Origin of the sequence: Pseudomonas xanthosomatis (genome assembly GCF_019139835.1) — a bacterium.
In the GTDB taxonomy this organism is placed as follows: domain Bacteria; phylum Pseudomonadota; class Gammaproteobacteria; order Pseudomonadales; family Pseudomonadaceae; genus Aquipseudomonas; species Aquipseudomonas fakonensis.
The window spans coordinates 4,429,363-4,445,562 of sequence record NZ_CP077075.1 but is presented as its reverse complement, the minus strand read 5'-3'; the positions used below and the strand labels follow the sequence as shown (position 1 = coordinate 4,445,562).

Annotated in this window: 18 protein-coding genes and 2 tRNA genes; 14 read left to right on the top strand and 6 right to left on the bottom strand. The window is 64.2% G+C overall.

The window, feature by feature from the left end; genetic code table 11:
- Positions 1–266: 266 nt before the first annotated feature.
- On the bottom strand, positions 267–1,160 hold the full coding sequence (nhaR, locus tag KSS93_RS19595) for a transcriptional activator NhaR (protein WP_217885587.1): 894 nt from the start codon (positions 1,158–1,160) through the stop codon (positions 267–269).
- A 131-nt stretch (positions 1,161–1,291) separates the two neighbouring features.
- On the opposite strand from nhaR, the gene KSS93_RS19590 reads away from it, so the two are divergent.
- Both KSS93_RS19590 and KSS93_RS19585 read left to right on the top strand, forming a co-directional pair.
- Complete coding sequence (locus tag KSS93_RS19590) at positions 1,292–1,528, top strand: hypothetical protein (protein WP_217839316.1); 237 nt, start codon at positions 1,292–1,294, stop codon at positions 1,526–1,528.
- A 19-nt stretch (positions 1,529–1,547) separates the two neighbouring features.
- The gene (locus tag KSS93_RS19585) at positions 1,548–2,300 is read left to right on the top strand and encodes a TerC family protein (RefSeq protein WP_217885586.1); all 753 of its coding nucleotides are present in this window, start codon (positions 1,548–1,550) and stop codon (positions 2,298–2,300) included.
- Between the two features lie 105 nt (positions 2,301–2,405).
- On the opposite strand, the gene KSS93_RS19580 is transcribed toward KSS93_RS19585, so the two are convergent.
- Complete coding sequence (locus KSS93_RS19580; RefSeq protein WP_217839314.1) at positions 2,406–2,585, bottom strand: hypothetical protein; 180 nt, start codon at positions 2,583–2,585, stop codon at positions 2,406–2,408.
- Between the two features lie 154 nt (positions 2,586–2,739).
- Between KSS93_RS19580 and KSS93_RS19575 the strand changes: the two genes are divergently transcribed.
- Positions 2,740–3,468 (top strand): peptidase C39 family protein, encoded by a 729-nt coding sequence (locus KSS93_RS19575; protein ID WP_217885585.1) that lies wholly within the window; start codon positions 2,740–2,742, stop codon positions 3,466–3,468.
- A gap of 135 nt (positions 3,469–3,603) precedes the next feature.
- Here the strand turns inward: KSS93_RS19575 and KSS93_RS19570 are convergent, their stop codons facing one another.
- Positions 3,604–4,887 carry an NAD(P)/FAD-dependent oxidoreductase gene (locus KSS93_RS19570; RefSeq protein ID WP_217839312.1) on the bottom strand — a complete coding sequence of 428 codons (1,284 nt, stop codon included), beginning with the start codon at positions 4,885–4,887 and terminating at the stop codon, positions 3,604–3,606.
- Positions 4,888–5,090: 203 nt separating this feature from the next.
- Here KSS93_RS19570 and KSS93_RS19565 point away from each other — a divergent pair.
- The 4 genes from KSS93_RS19565 (at position 5,091) to KSS93_RS19550 (ending at position 6,863) form a co-directional block, all read left to right on the top strand.
- Positions 5,091–5,167 (top strand) — tRNA-Val (locus tag KSS93_RS19565).
- A gap of 239 nt (positions 5,168–5,406) precedes the next feature.
- Positions 5,407–5,483 (top strand) — tRNA-Val (locus KSS93_RS19560).
- Between the two features lie 186 nt (positions 5,484–5,669).
- Complete coding sequence (locus KSS93_RS19555; protein ID WP_217839311.1) at positions 5,670–6,239, top strand: SPOR domain-containing protein; 570 nt, start codon at positions 5,670–5,672, stop codon at positions 6,237–6,239.
- A gap of 198 nt (positions 6,240–6,437) precedes the next feature.
- Positions 6,438–6,863 carry a GTP pyrophosphokinase gene (locus KSS93_RS19550; protein WP_217839310.1) on the top strand — a complete coding sequence of 142 codons (426 nt, stop codon included), beginning with the start codon at positions 6,438–6,440 and terminating at the stop codon, positions 6,861–6,863.
- Between the two features lie 7 nt (positions 6,864–6,870).
- Here KSS93_RS19550 and KSS93_RS19545 read toward each other — a convergent pair whose 3' ends face one another.
- A complete protein-coding gene (locus tag KSS93_RS19545) occupies positions 6,871–7,113 on the bottom strand; it encodes a DUF1654 domain-containing protein (protein ID WP_217885584.1) in 243 nt (80 codons plus the stop codon).
- A 158-nt stretch (positions 7,114–7,271) separates the two neighbouring features.
- On the bottom strand, positions 7,272–8,363 hold the full coding sequence (locus KSS93_RS19540) for an asparaginase (RefSeq protein ID WP_217885583.1): 1,092 nt from the start codon (positions 8,361–8,363) through the stop codon (positions 7,272–7,274).
- Positions 8,364–8,699: 336 nt separating this feature from the next.
- On the opposite strand from KSS93_RS19540, the gene KSS93_RS19535 reads away from it, so the two are divergent.
- The 7 genes from KSS93_RS19535 to KSS93_RS19505 all read left to right on the top strand — a co-directional run bounded on the left by KSS93_RS19535 (position 8,700) and on the right by KSS93_RS19505 (position 15,753).
- Complete coding sequence (locus KSS93_RS19535) at positions 8,700–9,644, top strand: sugar ABC transporter substrate-binding protein (RefSeq protein ID WP_217885582.1); 945 nt, start codon at positions 8,700–8,702, stop codon at positions 9,642–9,644.
- A gap of 124 nt (positions 9,645–9,768) precedes the next feature.
- Complete coding sequence (locus tag KSS93_RS19530) at positions 9,769–11,316, top strand: sugar ABC transporter ATP-binding protein (protein WP_217885581.1); 1,548 nt, start codon at positions 9,769–9,771, stop codon at positions 11,314–11,316.
- Positions 11,313–12,308 (top strand): ABC transporter permease, encoded by a 996-nt coding sequence (locus KSS93_RS19525; RefSeq protein WP_217885580.1) that lies wholly within the window; start codon positions 11,313–11,315, stop codon positions 12,306–12,308. Before KSS93_RS19530 ends, KSS93_RS19525 begins: the two co-directional genes overlap by 4 nt.
- Before the next feature lie 4 nt (positions 12,309–12,312).
- Entirely contained in the window at positions 12,313–13,335 is a 1,023-nt protein-coding gene (locus KSS93_RS19520; protein WP_217885579.1) for a LacI family DNA-binding transcriptional regulator, read from the top strand.
- A gap of 12 nt (positions 13,336–13,347) precedes the next feature.
- Positions 13,348–14,256 carry a ribokinase gene (gene rbsK, locus KSS93_RS19515; RefSeq protein WP_217885578.1) on the top strand — a complete coding sequence of 303 codons (909 nt, stop codon included), beginning with the start codon at positions 13,348–13,350 and terminating at the stop codon, positions 14,254–14,256.
- On the top strand, positions 14,253–14,657 hold the full coding sequence (gene rbsD / locus KSS93_RS19510) for a D-ribose pyranase (protein ID WP_217885577.1): 405 nt from the start codon (positions 14,253–14,255) through the stop codon (positions 14,655–14,657). Before rbsK ends, rbsD begins: the two co-directional genes overlap by 4 nt.
- Positions 14,658–14,745: 88 nt before the next feature.
- A complete protein-coding gene (locus tag KSS93_RS19505) occupies positions 14,746–15,753 on the top strand; it encodes a nucleoside hydrolase (RefSeq protein ID WP_217885576.1) in 1,008 nt (335 codons plus the stop codon).
- On the opposite strand, the gene KSS93_RS19500 is transcribed toward KSS93_RS19505, so the two are convergent.
- Positions 15,725–15,937, bottom strand: coding sequence for a hypothetical protein (locus tag KSS93_RS19500; protein WP_217839300.1), 213 nt, complete (start codon positions 15,935–15,937; stop codon positions 15,725–15,727). The genes KSS93_RS19505 and KSS93_RS19500 overlap by 29 nt on opposite strands.
- Positions 15,938–16,200: the final 263 nt, after the last annotated feature.

The window sequence follows — 16,200 nt, the reverse complement described above, 5'->3', positions numbered from 1 at the left end:
CGCTCCCACGCCATATGGGAGCAACTGTCTTGCTCAATTTTTAAAAGCCGACTCGATTCTTGTGGGAAGCGGCCTTGCCGGGGCGCCGTCCGGTCGAGATTGGGCTGCGCAGCAGCCCCGGCGATTTTGCAGGATGCCGATATTCTGGGGCCGCTTTGCGGCCCATCTCGACCGGACGGCGCCCCGGCAAGGCCGCTTCCCACAGGATTGCACAGAGCCTGAATCTGGCACTGTAACTGTGGGAGCGGGCTTGCCCCGCGATGCGATCACCAATGAAACAACTCTCGACGCGCCCCTTCGGTGATCGCCACGATGCCCGGGTGCTTGACCTTGCGCTCGACCGAAATGGCATAGAACGACTCGGTCACTGTCTCGGTCTGCCCGATCAGCCGCACGCCGTACTGCCGGCAGACTTCTTCGGCGATCACGCTGGGTGCGACGAAAATGCCGCTTCCCGACTGGCCGAAGGCCTGCATCAACGCGCTGTCGTCGAACTCGCCGACGATCCGTGGCTGCACCTGCTGCTCGGCCAGCCAGCGCAGCAGGCGGCTGCGCAGCACGGTTTCCTGGCCGGGTATCAGCAGTGGCGCGTCGTCCAGGCAGGCGGGGAAGGGTGCGGCCAGGCGCTCGGCCAATGCCTGGGTGGCGAAGAAACTCAGCCCGCATTCGCCAAGCTTCTGGCTGTAGCCCTTGATATCCAGGTGGCTGGGCATGGGGCTGTCGGAGATCACCAGGTCCAGGCGCTGGATCGCCAGGTCCGCCAGCAGGCGTTCGAGCTTGTCCTCACGGCAGTTGATGCGCAGCACCTCGTCCAGCTCCATGGTTGGCGCCAGCAGGCGGTAGACGATCGACTTGGGCACCACGTCGGCCACCCCCACGCGAAACAGGATCTGCTCCTGGGGCCCGGCGCGCAGCATGGCCTCCAGCTCGCCGCCCAGCTGGAACATCTGCTCGGCGTAGCCCAGCGCCTGGCGGCCGGTCTCGGTCAGCTCAAGCTGGCGGCCCACACGCTGGAACAGTTCGATGTTCCAGGTTTGCTCGAACAGGCTGATCTGCCCGCTGATGGTCTGCGGCGTAAGGTTCAGCTGTTCGCTGGCCCGCGCGATGCTGCCGGTGCGGGCCACGGCCCAGAAGTAGTGAAGCTGGCGGTAATTGAGCATGGCGGCTGCCGATTCGGGAAAACCGAAGTATATACGCTGAAAATACGAATTTTCCGGATGTTTCAGCCTCACTAGAATGCCAACCCATCAGGCGCACCTGGCGCTGCCCGGAATCGACAAGCGAGGACACCATGCTACAACTCAAATCCATCGGTACCCCTTTGGTGCTGGCCCTGGCGCTGTTTGCCATGAGCGGTTGCGACCAGGCCGAAAAATCTGCCCAGCAGATGCTCGACCAGGCCGCGCAGTCGGCCAAGCAGGCCATCGACAAGACCAACGAAGCCGCCCAGCAAGCCCTGAGCGATGCGGTCGGCAGCGATGGCAAGGCCAAGGCCGAAGACGACAAGAAAGACACCCAGGACATCTGACCGGAAGCAGGACTGAACCATGGAATACTTGCTGGAACTCGCCGCTAGCCCCACCGCCTGGGTTGCCCTGGCCACCCTGGTGGCCATGGAAGTCGTGCTCGGCATCGACAACCTGATCTTCATCTCCATCCTCACCAACAAGCTGCCTGAGGCCTACCGCTCCAAGGCCCGGCGCATCGGTATCAGCATGGCCCTGATCATGCGCCTGGCGCTGCTCAGCACCGTGGCCTGGATCGTCCAGTTGACCGAGCCTGTGCTCGATGTGTTCGGCCATGCCTTCTCGTGGAAGGACATGATCCTGATCGCCGGTGGCTTGTTCCTGTTGTGGAAGGCGACCAAGGAGATCCACGAAAGCGTCGACCCCCATGGCGCCAAGGAGGAATCCAAGACCGGCAGCGTGGTGACCATCGGTTTCACTGCGGCAATCTTCCAGATCTTGCTGCTGGACATCGTCTTCTCGATCGACAGCATCATCACCGCCGTGGGCATGACCGAGCACCTGCCGATCATGATCATTGCCGTGATCAGCGCCGTGATCGTGATGCTGGTGGCGGCCGACCCGCTGGCCAAGTTCATCAACGACAACCCGACCGTGGTGATGCTGGCCCTGGGCTTTTTGATCATGATCGGCATGACGCTGATCGCGGAGGGCTTCGGTGCGCATGTGCCGAAAGGCTATGTTTATGCGGCCATGGCGTTCTCTACGGCCATCGAGGTGCTCAACATCATGGCTCGCCGGGCGCGGTTGAAGCGTGAGGCGGCCGAAGGCTGATTCAAGCTCGAACCTATCGCGGGACAAGCCCGCTCCCACAGAGTGCTTATAAGGCTCTGTGGGAGCGGGCTTGCCCCGCGATGCTTTTATCGAACGGTCAAAGGATCAGTGCGCCCCGGCATGCCGCCGTGCGCGGTGCGCAACCTGTGGCTTGGCCAGTGCCTTGGGGGCCAGGTGGTGCGGGTGGGAATGCCGGCGCACGATGCGCAACACCCCCCAGAGCATGGCGGCAGCGACGCTCAGCCACATACCTACCAACATCAGAATTGCCATAGTCAGGCTCATGTGTGCCTCCATCTCTTCGGCGAGCCAGGCTCGCCCTCCAGACACAGCTTTAGTCTAGCTGGCGGCCTGTGACGTTCAATTGACCGAAGGTCTGGTACTTGTGCCGTTTGGTTCCTAGCCCGCGCCGGGCTATACCCGCGCGCCCCGGCGCCCTATGATCGGAGCCCAGGGCCGGGCGTCGCCTGCCTGGCATCGGAACAAGCGAGTGCCCATGTTGCAATCACCCTCCAAACACCGTCGTCTATTGCTTGCCTGCCTGGTAGCCGCCACCTTGTGTGGCTGCGCCAGCGCTCCGCCGCCGGCCCCCCGAGGCGAGCCACAACGCACCGAACTGAGCAGCGTGCCGTTCTACCGCGGCAACGCCAACCACAGCGGGGCCATGGCCCTGGCTGCCGTGCTGTCGCAGCAAGGTGCGCCGATCACTCCCGGCCTGCTGGACAAGGCGCTGGGCCTGCCGCAGGGCGCCGAGGCGCTGGACACGGGTATCCCGCGGGTGGCGCGCGAGTACGGCAAGGTGGTCTACCCGCTGGACAAGCAGCTTGACGCCTTGCTCACTCAGGTGGCCGCCGGTTACCCGGTGCTGGTGCGCTATCAGGAAGGCTCGATGTGGTGGAGCGAGCCGCGTTACGCGGTACTGATCGGCTACGACCGCTACAAGCAGCGGGTGCTGCTGCGCAGTGGCATGCACCGCCGGCAGTTGATGAAGTTTGCAGACTTTGAGTCGGCCTGGGCCAGCGAGGGCAGTTGGGCAGTGCTGGTGCAGTCGCCACGCCAGTTGCCGGCACGGGTGGACCGTGGGCGCTGGTTGCAGGCGGCGGATGAACTGGCCCGCTCGGGGCAGGAGATTGCGGCGAAGCAGGCGGTGAACAGCCTGGGCCATTGAGGGCTTTGAGCTGGGGCTGCTTTGCCGCCCATCGCGGCACAAGGCCGCTCCTACAGGAGACCTCAACCCCCTGTAGGAGCGGCCTTGTGCCGCGATGGGCCGCAAAGCGGCCCTGAGGGCTTACGCGAAATTCGCTTAGAAGCCCAGACGATCACGCAGGCTGTAGTACCAGGCGCCGAGGGCGCTGAATGGCACACGCAGCATCTGGCCACCCGGGAACGGGTAGTGCGGCAGGCCCGCGAAGGCGTCGAAACGCTCGGCCTGGCCGCGCAGGGCCTCGGCCAGCACCTTGCCCGCCAGGTGGGTGTAGGTCACGCCGTGGCCCGAGCAACCCTGCGAGTAGTAGATGTTGTCGCCGATGCGACCGACCTGCGGCAGGCGCGACAGGGTCAGCAGGAAGTTGCCGGTCCAGGCGAAGTCGATCTTCACATCCTTGAGCTGCGGGAAGGCCTTGAGCATTTTCGGGCGGATGATCGCTTCGATGTTGGCCGGGTCACGGGCGCCGTACACCACGCCACCGCCGAAGATCAGGCGCTTGTCGCCGGTCAGGCGGTAGTAGTCGAGCAGGTAGTTGCAGTCCTCGACGCAGTAGTCCTGTGGCAGCAAGGTGCGGGCCAGCTCGTCGCTCAGCGGCTCGGTGGTGATCACCTGGGTGCCGCACGGCATGGACTTGGCGGCCAGCTCCGGCACCAGGTTGCCCAGGTAGGCGTTGCCGGCGACGATGATGAACTTGGCGCGCACTTTACCCTGCGGAGTGTGCACCACCGGGTTGGCACCGCGCTCGATGCGCACGGCCGGGGTTTGCTCATAGATGATGCCGCCCAGCGACTCGACCGCAGCCGCTTCGCCCAGGGCCAGGTTCAACGGGTGGATGTGGCCGCCGCTCATGTCGAGCATGCCGCCCACGTAGCTGTCGCAGGCAACCACTTCACGGATGCGCTTCTGGTCCATCAGCTCCAGCTGGGTGTGGCCGAAGCGTTCCCACAGGCGCTTTTGCGATTCCAGGTGGCCCATCTGCTTGCTGGTCAGGGCGGCGAACACGCCACCGTCCTTCAGGTCGCACTGGATGTTGTATTTGGCCACGCGCTCGCGGATGATGCGCCCGCCTTCGAAGGCCATCTTGCCCAGCAGTTGGGCTTCTTTAGGGCCGACGGTGCGCTCGATCACGTCGATGTCGCGGCTGTAGCTGTTGACGATCTGGCCGCCGTTGCGGCCCGAGGCGCCAAAGCCGACCTTGGCGGCCTCGACGATGCTCACCTTGAAGCCGTTTTCCAGCAGGAACAGCGCGCTGGACAGGCCGGTGTAGCCGGCACCGATGATACACACATCGGTTTCCACCTCACCCTGCAGCGCCGGACGTGGCGGCACCGGGTTGGCCGAGGCGGCGTAGTAGGACTGGGGGTAGGGGGTGTTGGCCATGCTCGAGAAACCTCGTGTTTTATATTTTTAACGAATGTACCGATGCTATCAATAATAATAAACACCCGCTAGTCGTCCGGTGAAAATCCTTTACGGCCGGCGCGGCACGCCTTCTTTATACAAACATTTTAAGTTTCAGTAGCTTAGCGTTAAAAAAGTAGTTGACAGGGGTTTTCCAATCGGTAGAATGCGCCCCACACGACAGGCACATAGCTCAGTTGGTTAGAGCACCACCTTGACATGGTGGGGGTCGTTGGTTCGAGTCCAATTGTGCCTACCAAACATCAGAAGGGGCGATCCGCAAGGGTCGCCCTTTTTGCATTCCGGCTTTTATACGGCCCCTGTAGGAGCCGGCTTGCCGGCGATGGCGTCTGGCCTGCAAATGATGTGCTGTGGATTATGGCCCTATCGCTGGCAAGCCGACTCCTACAGGGATGGGTGCTTCGCAAAGTTTTTGATTTTTTTGAAAAAAAAGCTTTACAGGGTGAAAGCGCATCACTAATATGCGCCCCACACGACAGGCACATAGCTCAGTTGGTTAGAGCACCACCTTGACATGGTGGGGGTCGTTGGTTCGAGTCCAATTGTGCCTACCAAATATCAGAAGGGGCGATCCGAAAGGGTCGCCCTTTTTGCATTCCGGTTTTTTGTGCCGCCCCTGTAGGAGCTGGCAGGTGTTTGGCCACAACTGGCAACACTTGCTCTTGCACTATCGCCGCACCCCCGTCGAAACCCGCCCCTCGCATGCTAGAATCCGCGCCTTCGAATCTGGAGGTACGCGCGTGCGCAAACTGGCTGTGGTAATGGCGGTGCTGGCCCTGGCAGGCTGTAACAACGAGGTCGAAGGGGTGCACAAGCAGGTGGCTGAACACCTGAACAACCCCAAGACGGCCAAGTTCGCCAACGTGCGTTTCGACACCAATGGCTCCATCTGCGGCCAGGTGCGTGGCAAGGATGACGCCGGGCAGTACGAGGCCTATCGCAGCTACGTGGCCATCAAGCATGACGGCCAGTACGACATCCTCATGGGCGGCGGCGCCAATGACCTGCGCATCCGCGAAATCTGTGGTGGCGCCGACCTGCAGCGCCGCGCCGACGAGCTGGCTGACCAGCCCGCGCCGGAAGGCTGGGATGTCGAGGTGATTCAGGGCCCTAACATGGGCGCCCTGACCGACATGACCGCGCGCCTAATCGAAAAGGGCATCCCGTCCTGGGTCGAGTATCGCGACGGCAAGCCGGTGGTGCTGATGGGGCCGTTCCCGGGCAAGCCTGAAGCACAGGCGCGCCAGGCTGAGGTGATGGCCAAGCTGGGCACCGACTCGATCGTTATCCAGCACGGTGTGAAGCGCTGAGCCCAAGCCCCTTCTGTGGGTGCCGGCTTGCCGGCGATGGCGTCTGGCCTGCAAATGGTTGTTGGGGCTGATGACCTCATCGCCGGCAAGCCGGCTTCTACAAAGGGCGCGCAGTGCGCCCGCAAGCCCGGAACAGGCAGCGCCGCCGCAATGTCACAGCTATGCTGACAAGGGCGGATGTTGAGTGGGAGAGGCCTCATGGCAACGCTGGAACGGGCCATCGCTGTGGCCACCAGGGCACATGAAGGGCAGGTCGACAAGGGTGGGGCGGCGTACATCCTCCACCCGCTGCGGGTGATGGCGCGGGTGATCACCCCCGAGCAACGTATCGTCGCCGTGCTGCACGATGTGCTGGAAGATACCCAGGTAACGCTCTCGGACCTTGCTCGCGAAGGTTTCCCGCTGAAAATCCTCGCCGCCCTGCTGGCCTTGAGCCGGCGCCAGGGCGAAAGCTACGAAGCCTTCGTCATTCGCCTGGGTGTCGACCCGCTGGCCCGTGAGGTGAAACTGGCCGACCTTGCCGACAACAGCGACCTCAGCCGCATCGCCCGCCCAGGCCCGGCCGACCTGGCCAGGCTGTCCCGCTACCAGCAGGCCAGTGCCTACCTGCAGACCTTGGGCTGAGCGCCAGTCAGTCTTCTTTCGGTACCGTCCAGAAAATCTGAATGCCGCCATCGTCGCGGTGGGCAAGGGTGACGTTATCGTTCTCGGCGATTTCATCCAGCAAGGTGGCCCAGTCTTCGGGGGTTTCGTGCGCCAGGCGGAAGATCAGCGCGGCCCGGCTGCGCTGGGCGGTGGGGCTGTTGATGATCTTCTGGATACGCTGACCGAGTTGTTCGTAGCTGCCGGGAGTTGCGACGGGAGTGCTGGCCACAGGATGTTCCTTGTTTGCTGTATGTGCATACAGTATTCAAGTGTAGGCCGTTTCGCAATATCACGTAAGCATCTGAATGGAATCGCGGGGCAAGCCCGCTCCCACGCTATACATGCCGTGGGAGCGGGCTTGCCCCGCGATAGGGCCGTTACAGGGGATCAGTATTCCCAGAAGATCCGCTGCAGCTCCTTGCTGTCCTGGGTCTTGGTCATCGCCACCATGGCCAGAATGCGCGCCTTTTGCGGGTTCAGGTCATGGGCTACTACCCAGTCGTTCTTGTCGTCAGGCTGCTCGGCGTTGCGCAACACGAAGCCACCTTGGTTGACGTGGGACGAACGAATGATCTGCACGCCGTTCTTGCGCAGCTCCTGCAGCGCTGGTACAACCCGCGACGACACCGAACCGTTGCCGGTACCGGCATGGATCAGCGCCTTGGCGCCGTTTTGTGCCAGCGCCTTGTAGGCGGTGTCGGTCACGTTGCCATAGCCATAGGCAATGTCCACCTGGGGCAGGGCGCTGATGTTCTTGATGTCGAACTCGGAGTTGACCGTGTGGCGCTTGGCCGGCAGGCGGAACCAGTACGACTTGCCTTCGACCACCATGCCCATCGGGCCCCAGGCGCTCTTGAACGCTTCGGTCTTGATGTTCACCGACTTGCTCACGTCGCGGCCCGACTGGATTTCATCGTTCATGGTCACCAGTACGCCCTTGCCGCGCGACTGCTTGTCGCCGGCCACCGCCACGGCGTTGTACAGGTTGAGCATGCCATCGGCCGACATTGCCGTGCCCGGGCGCATCGAGCCCACCACTACGATCGGTTTTTCGGTTTTCTCTACCAGGTTGAGGAAGTAGGCGGTCTCTTCCAGGGTGTCGGTGCCGTGGGTGATGACGATGCCATCCACGTCCTTGCTGTCGGCAAGCTCGGCCACGCGCTTGGCCAGTTTCAGCAGGTCGTCATTGCTGATACTTTCCGAGGCGATCTGCATCACCTGCTCGCCGCGCACGTTGGCAATGTCGGCCAGCTCCGGTACCCCGGCAATCAGCTTGTCGACGCCCAGTTTGGCGGCTTGGTAGGTGGCGCTGTTGGCGGCGCTGGCACCGGCGCCGGCAATGGTGCCGCCGGTGGCCAGAATCACCACGTTGGCGAGTTTCTGTTGTTGTTCGGCCTCTTTGGCGCTGGCCATCGAAGGCAGGGCCAGCAGCAGGGCCAGAGCGGCAGGGGTGAAGGTTTTCAATGCGGTATCGATCATTTCTGCTTCTCTCTTCCAAATGAGATGGTTGCTGTGTGTCGCCAGGCTGTTCACGCAGATTTCGTACCAGATTTACCGTTCGTCGTTTTTCATCTTCAAGTCATTGATATTCATGATGAGTATTTTTGACATGCGCAGCTGCTACACATGCTGTGGTTCGGCAGCCCGAACAAGCATAGAAAAGCTGTTCGGTTTTTCGGACAAATTGCGGATAATCCGACGCGCGCCACACACAAGGTTTGCGATGTGGATTTGACAAACGCGGGGCCTGTTTCCATAGTGAGCTACCGCAAACGTTTGCATCCGATAAAAAACACAAAATTCGGAGTCAATTCCATGAAACTGCCCTTCTCCGGCCGCCCCTTGGCCATCGCTGTATTGTCATCCCTGATGCTCATGTCCGCCGCCCACGCTGAAGACAAGCCCAAGGTCGCGCTGGTGATGAAGTCGCTCGCCAACGAGTTCTTCCGCACCATGGAGGACGGCGCCAAGGCCTATCAAAAAGAACACCCCGCCGACTTCGACCTAGTGGCCAACGGCATCAAGGACGAAACCGACACCGGCAACCAGATCCGCATCGTCGAGCAGATGATCGCCACTGGCGCCAAGGCCCTGGTGATCGCCCCGGCAGACTCCAAAGCGCTGGTGCCGGTGATCAAAAAAGCCATGGACGCCGGCATCACCGTGGTCAACATCGACAACCGCCTCGACCCCGAAGTGCTCAAGAGCAAAGGCATCAGCGTGCCTTTCGTAGGCCCGGACAACCGCAAGGGCGCGCGCCTGGTGGGCGACTACCTGGCCCAGCAGAAACTCAAGGCCGGCGACCAGGTGGGCATCATCGAAGGCGTGCCGACCACTACCAACGCCCAGCAGCGTACCGCCGGCTTCAAGGACGCCATGCAGGCGGCGCAGATGAAGATCGTTTCGGTGCAGTCGGGCAACTGGGAGATCGACAAGGGCAACGCCGTGGCCGCCTCGATGCTCAACGAATACCCCGAGCTGAAGGCGCTGCTGGCCGGCAACGACAGCATGGCCCTGGGCGCGGTGTCCGCCGTGCGCGCCGCCGGCAAGACCGGCCAGGTGCAGGTAGTGGGTTACGACAACATCAACGCCATCAAGCCGATGCTCAAGGATGGCCGCGTGCTCGCCACCCTCGACCAGGCCGCCAGCCAGCAGGCCGTTTATGGCATTCAGGCAGCGCTGAAGATGATCAAGGGCGAGAAGCCTGACGTGGATGCCGACAACGTCATCCAGACGCCGGTAAAGCTCATTACCCAGTGACCTTTTAGGAGCTGGCTTGCCAGCGATGACCGGCAAAGCCGGTGCCATCCACCGTGGTGGCCGCATCGCAGGCAAGCCTGCTGCTGCAGGGGCGTGATGAATTGATACGTCGAGAGAGGTGGCCATGTCGGCCCATGAAGTAGTGCTCAGCGTCACCGGCCTGGGCAAGACCTACGCCCAGCCCGTGCTAGGCGATGTCACGCTAGAGCTGCGCGGCGGCGAGGTGCTGGCCCTGACCGGCGAGAACGGCGCCGGCAAGTCGACCCTGTCCAAGCTCATCAGCGGCCTGGAAACCCCCACCACCGGGCACATGCTCTACCGCGGCCAGCCCTACGGCCCCGCCAGCCGCACCGAGGCCGAAAGCCTCGGCGTGCGCATGGTCATGCAGGAACTCAACCTGCTACCCACCCTGACCGTGGCCGAAAACCTGTTCCTCGACAACCTGCCCGGGCGCCTGGGCTGGATCAACCAGAAGCGCCTGCGCCAACTGGCCACCGCCGCCATGGCCCAGGTCGGCCTGGACGCCATCGACCCCGACACCCCGGTGGGCGAGCTGGGCATCGGCCACCAGCAAATGGTCGAGATCGCCCGCAACCTGATCGGCGACTGCCACGTGCTGATCTTCGACGAGCCCACCGCCATGCTCACCGCCCGCGAGGTCGAGCTGCTGTTCACCCAGATCGAGCGCCTGCGCCAGCGCGGCGTGGCCATCGTCTACATCTCCCACCGCCTCGAAGAACTGCAGCGCGTGGCCCAGCGCATCGCCGTGCTGCGCGACGGCAAGCTGGTGTGCGCCGAGCCCATCCAGCGCTACAGCAGCAACGAGCTGGTCAACCTGATGGTCGGTCGTGAGCTGGGCGAACACATCGACCTCGGCCGCCGGCAGATCGGCGTGCCGTTGCTCAAAGTCGACAGCCTCAACCGCGCAGGCAAGGTGCGCGACGTGTCGTTTGAAGTTCGGGCAGGGGAGATCTTCGGTATCTCCGGCCTGATCGGCGCCGGGCGTACCGAGCTACTGCGCCTGATCTACGGCGCCGACCGCGCCGACAGCGGCACGGTCGCCCTCGGCCAGCCGCCGCAGGTGCGCAACATCGATTCGCCCAAGGCCGCGGTGAACGCCGGCATCGCGCTGATTACCGAAGACCGCAAGGGTGAAGGCCTGCTGCTGTCGCAGTCGATCAGCGCCAACATCGCCCTGGGCAACCTCGGAGCGGTGTCCCGCGCCGGCGTGCTCGACAGCACCAAGGAGCGCAGCCTGGCCGAACGCCAGATCAGCGCCATGCGCATCCGCAGCGCAAGCCCCGCCCAGGCCGTGGGCGAGTTGTCTGGCGGCAACCAGCAAAAAGTGGTGATCGGCCGCTGGCTGGAGCGCGACTGCCAGGTGCTGCTGTTCGACGAGCCCACCCGCGGCATCGACGTCGGCGCCAAGTTCGACATCTACGGCCTGCTGGCCGAGCTCGCCCGCCAGGGCAAGGCCTTGGTGGTGGTGTCCAGCGACCTGCGCGAGCTGATGCTGATCTGCGACCGCATCGCCGTATTGTCGGCCGGCCGCCTGATCGACACCTTCGAGCGCGACCATTGGAGCCAGGACCAGCTGCTCGCCGCCGCCTTTGCCGGTTACCAGAAACGTGACGCCCTGCTGCACGACGCAGCCCCCAGGATGGATGCATGAAAACCACACCCCTCGACACCCCGGGCAGCGCGCCCGCACGCCGCAGCGGCACTTACCTGGGCCTGGGCACCTACCTGGGCCTGGCCGGCGCCTTGCTGGCGATGATCGTGCTGTTCTCCATGCTCAGCAGCCACTTTCTTTCGTACGCCACCTTCAGCACCCTGGCCAACCAGATCCCCGACCTGATGGTGCTGGCGGTGGGCATGACCTTCATCCTGATCATCGGCGGCATCGACCTGTCGGTGGGCTCGGTGCTGGCCCTGGCCGCCTCCACCGTCAGTGTGGCGATTCTCGGCTGGGGCTGGAGCGTGCTGCCGGCAGCGCTGCTGGGCATGGCCATCGCCGCCCTGGCCGGGAGCATCACCGGCAGCATCACCGTGGCCTGGCGCATCCCCTCGTTCATCGTCTCGCTGGGCGTGCTGGAAATGGCCCGGGGCCTGGCCTACCAGTTCACCGACTCGCGCACGGCCTACATCGGCGATGCCTTCGCCTGGTTCTCCAACCCGGTCGCCTTCGGCATTTCGCCGGCGTTCATCATCGCCTTGGCGGTGATCGTGCTGGCCCAGCTGGTGCTGACCCGCACCGTGTTCGGCCGCTACCTGATCGGCATCGGCACCAACGAAGAGGCCGTACGCCTGGCCGGTATTGACCCGCGCCCCTACAAGATTCTGGTGTTCGCCCTGATGGGCCTGCTCGCCGGCCTGGCTGCGTTGTTCCAGATTTCTCGCCTGGAGGCCGCCGACCCCAACGCCGGCTCCGGCCTTGAGCTGCAGGTGATCGCCGCCGTGGTGATCGGCGGCACCAGCCTGATGGGCGGGCGCGGCTCGGTCATCAGCACCTTCTTCGGCGTACTGATCATCTCGGTGCTGGCCGCAGGCCTTGCGCAGATCGGCGCCTCGGAGCCTACCAAACGCATCATCACCGGGGCGGTGATCGTCATCGCCGTGGTGCTCGACACTTACCGCAGCCGGCGCGCGAACCGGCGGAACTGAAACCATGGCAACCATCAAAGACGTCGCGGCACTGGCGGGTATCTCCTACACCACCGTGTCCCATGTACTGAACAAGACCCGCCCGGTCAGCGAGCATGTGCGCCTTAAAGTCGAGGCCGCCATCGCCGAGCTGGATTACGTGCCCAGCGCCGTGGCCCGCTCGCTGAAGGCACGCAGCACCGCCACCATCGGCCTGCTGGTGCCCAACAGCGTCAACCCGTATTTTGCCGAGCTGGCCCGCGGCATCGAGGATGCCTGCGAGCGCAACGGTTACTGCGTAATCCTGTGCAACTCCGACGACGACCCGCAAAAGCAGCGCAGCTACCTGCGCGTGCTGCTGGAAAAGCGCATCGACGGCCTGGTGGTGGCCTCGGTGGGCGAGGACCGCGACCTGCTCGACAGCCTGAGCTGCGTGCGCACCCCCATGGTTATCGTCGACCGCGCCCTGGAGGGCGTCGAGGCCGACCTGGTGCGCATCGACCACGAGCATGGCGCGTATCTGGCCACCCGCCACCTGCTGGAACTGGGCCACCGCGACATCGCCACCATTGCCGGCCCGGTCGACACCGGCGTCAGCCAGCTGCGCCTGGCCGGGTTCCGCCGGGCCATGGCCGAGGCCGGGGCGAGCATCGCCGCCGACCACGTGCTGCACAGCGACTTCACCAGCCTTGGCGGGCACGCCGCAGCGGCGCGCCTGCTGGATGGCCAGCGGCCCACGGCGATCTTCGCCGGCAACGACATGATCGGCTTCGGCGTACTGCGCGCCGCTGCCGAACGCAACATCAACGTGCCCGGCGAGCTGTCGGTGATCGGCTTCGACGACATCGAGCTCAGCCGCTACGTGTACCCGGCGCTGACCACGGTCGGCCAGTCGATCCGCGAGCTCGGCGAAAACGCCGCCGCCTTGCTGTTGTCACGCATCACTGCGCCGCGCAAGGGCGAGGCCGAGCAACGCATCGTCGCCCCGCGCCTGGTGCTGCGCGAATCCACCGGGCCGCGCCCGGACCTGTTCAACGATTACCGTTAAGGAATTACCCCAATGGATGCCAAGGTGGTCGTGGTCGGCAGCCTCAACATGGACCTGGTGGCCCGCGCCCAGCGTTTGCCCCGCGGTGGCGAAACCCTCGCCGGCGACAGCTTTTTCACCGTGCCTGGCGGCAAGGGTGCCAACCAGGCCGTGGCCGTGGCCCGTCTGGGTGCCAGTGTGGCGATGGTCGGCAACGTCGGCGACGACGCCTACGGCCAGCAGTTGCGCCAGGCGCTGGAAGTGGAGGGCGTCGACTGCCAGGGTGTGGGCGAGTGCCTGGGCGTTTCCAGCGGCGTGGCGCTGATCGTGGTGGATGCCGCCAGCCAGAACGCCATTGTCATTATCCCCGGTGGCAATGGCCTGCTCACCCCTGAGGCTGTGCAGCGCTTCGACGCGCTGCTGCAGCGCAGCGAGGTGATCATCTGTCAGCTCGAAGTGCCTGCCGAGACCGTGGCCTGGACCTTGGCTCGCGGCCATGCACTGGGCAAAACGGTGATCCTCAACCCGGCGCCTGCCACCGGCCCGCTGCCGGCCGAGTGGTACCCCCATATCGACTACCTGATCCCCAACGAAAGCGAGGCCGAGGCCCTGACCGGCCTGCCGGTGACCGACCAGGCCAGCGCCCAGGCCGCTGCCGAGCGCCTGCGAACGCTGGGCGCAGGCAAGGTGATCGTCACCCTCGGCGCCCAGGGCGCGTTGTACGTAGACGGGCAGGGCGCCCGGCACTATCCGGCAACGCCGGTGCAGCCGCTGGACACTACCGCGGCCGGCGACACCTTTGTCGGCGGTTTTGCCGCGCACCTGGCCAATGGCTTTTCGATCACCGACGCAATGGTTTTCGGGCAGCGTGCGGCGGCGATTTCCGTCACCCGCGCCGGAGCCCAGCCGTCGATCCCTTACCTGGCGGAGCTGGCTCCATGAAGAAGACCCCGTTGTTGAACGTAGCCTTGTCGCGAACCATCGCCGGGCTTGGCCATGGTGACATCCTGGTGATCGGCGATGCCGGCCTGCCGGTGCCGCCCGGGGTGGAGCTGATCGACCTGGCGCTGACCCCCGGCATCCCGGACTTTGCCAGCGTGCTGCGCGTGGTGCTGAGCGAGATGCAGGTAGAGCGCCATGTGCTGGGCGAGGAAATGTTCCAGGCTGCGCCGCCTGGCCTTGCCGAGGTGGAGCGCCTGCACGGTGCCGGTGAGCTGGGTGTGCGCGAGCAACTGAGCCACGACGCGTTCAAGGCCCTCAGCCGCAAGGCCCGCGCCGTGGTGCGCACCGGCGAGTGCCAGCCCTACAGCAATATCGCGCTGGTGGCGGGGGTTACCTTTTAATCAGGTTGTGAAGGTATCGCAAACCCTGTGGGAAGCGGCCTTGCCGGCGATGGCCCCAACACACATGCAACAGGCAAAGGAGAGCCCGATGTTCAAACACCTGCTACAAGGAGCCGTACTCATGTCCGCACTGGCCGCCACCACTCTCATGGCCGCCCCGCGCGACCTGATCATCGACACCGACCCCGGCGCCGACGACGTGGTCGCGCTGCTGCTGGCCATGGCTTCGCCAGAAGAACTCAAGATCCGCGCCATCACCACCGTCGCCGGCAACGTGCGCCTGGACAAGACCTCGCGCAATGCCCGCCTGGCCCGCGAATGGGGTCACCGCGAAGACATCCCCGTCTACGCCGGGGCCTGCCGCCCGCTGGTGCGCACCCCCATCTACGCCGCTGATGTACATGGCGAAGAAGGCCTCACCGGCGTTTCCGTGCACGAACCCAAGGCGCCATTGGCCAAGGGCAATGCCGTGCAGTACCTGGTCGACACCCTGGGCACAGCCGAGCCCCACAGCATCACCATCGCCATGCTCGGCCCGCAGACCAACCTGGCCCTGGCGCTGGCCCAGCAGCCGGACATCGTAAAAGGCATCAAGGAAGTGGTGGTAATGGGCGGTGCCCACTTCAACGGCGGCAACATCACGCCGGCTGCCGAGTTCAACCTGTACGCCGACCCCCACGCCGCCGAAGTGGTGCTGGCCAGCGGCGTCAAGCTCACCTACCTGCCGCTGGACGTCACCCACAAGCTGCTCACCAGCGACGCGCGCCTCAAGCAATTGGCCGCGGTCAACAACCACGCCAGCCAACTGGTGGTGGACATTCTCAAGGCCTACATCCAGTACGACATGAAGCTGTACGGCACACCCGGCGGCCCGGTGCACGACGCCAGCGTGATCGCCTACCTGCTCAAGCCCGAGATGTTCAGCGGCCGTGACATCCACCTGGCCGTCGACAGCCGCGAAGGCCCGACCTTCGGCCAGACCATCGCCGACTGGTACGGCGTGCTCAAGCGGCCGGCCAACGTGCACTGGGTGGAGGAGGGCGACGCCCAGGGCCTGTTCGACCTGCTCAGCGCCCGCCTGGCTCGATTGCCATAGCCTCGTGGGGGGCAAAGCGTTCGAACACTTGGTCGATGAAGCTGCGCGCCGCCTCGCTGCCGCGGTCGCGCACCAGCAGGTCGATGGCAATCAGCAATAGCTCCTCGGGCGTGCCCGGGCTGTAGGCGCTCTGGCCTTCGGCCCATTTGACCTTGATATCGGCATCGATGCTGTGGCTGCTCATGAAGGGCTCTCGCGGGGGCCTTGAGTGAAGGGTCGAATACCGGGTCCTGGCATTCGAAGGGGGCCATTGCGCGCCCCATTGAATGCAGTAAACCACGGCTTTGTGTCAACGGCCCTGCGACTTAAGCATAAGCGCCGCCCTGGGTGTAACCTTCGGTTTGGTGCAAAATCCGGTCACGATTGCGTTGCCCGCGCAGCGCCGGGTTCAGGCAAAATTCGGCGTTTTGCAACAAACAGTTAGGGCAATTGTCGCATGTGCAATGC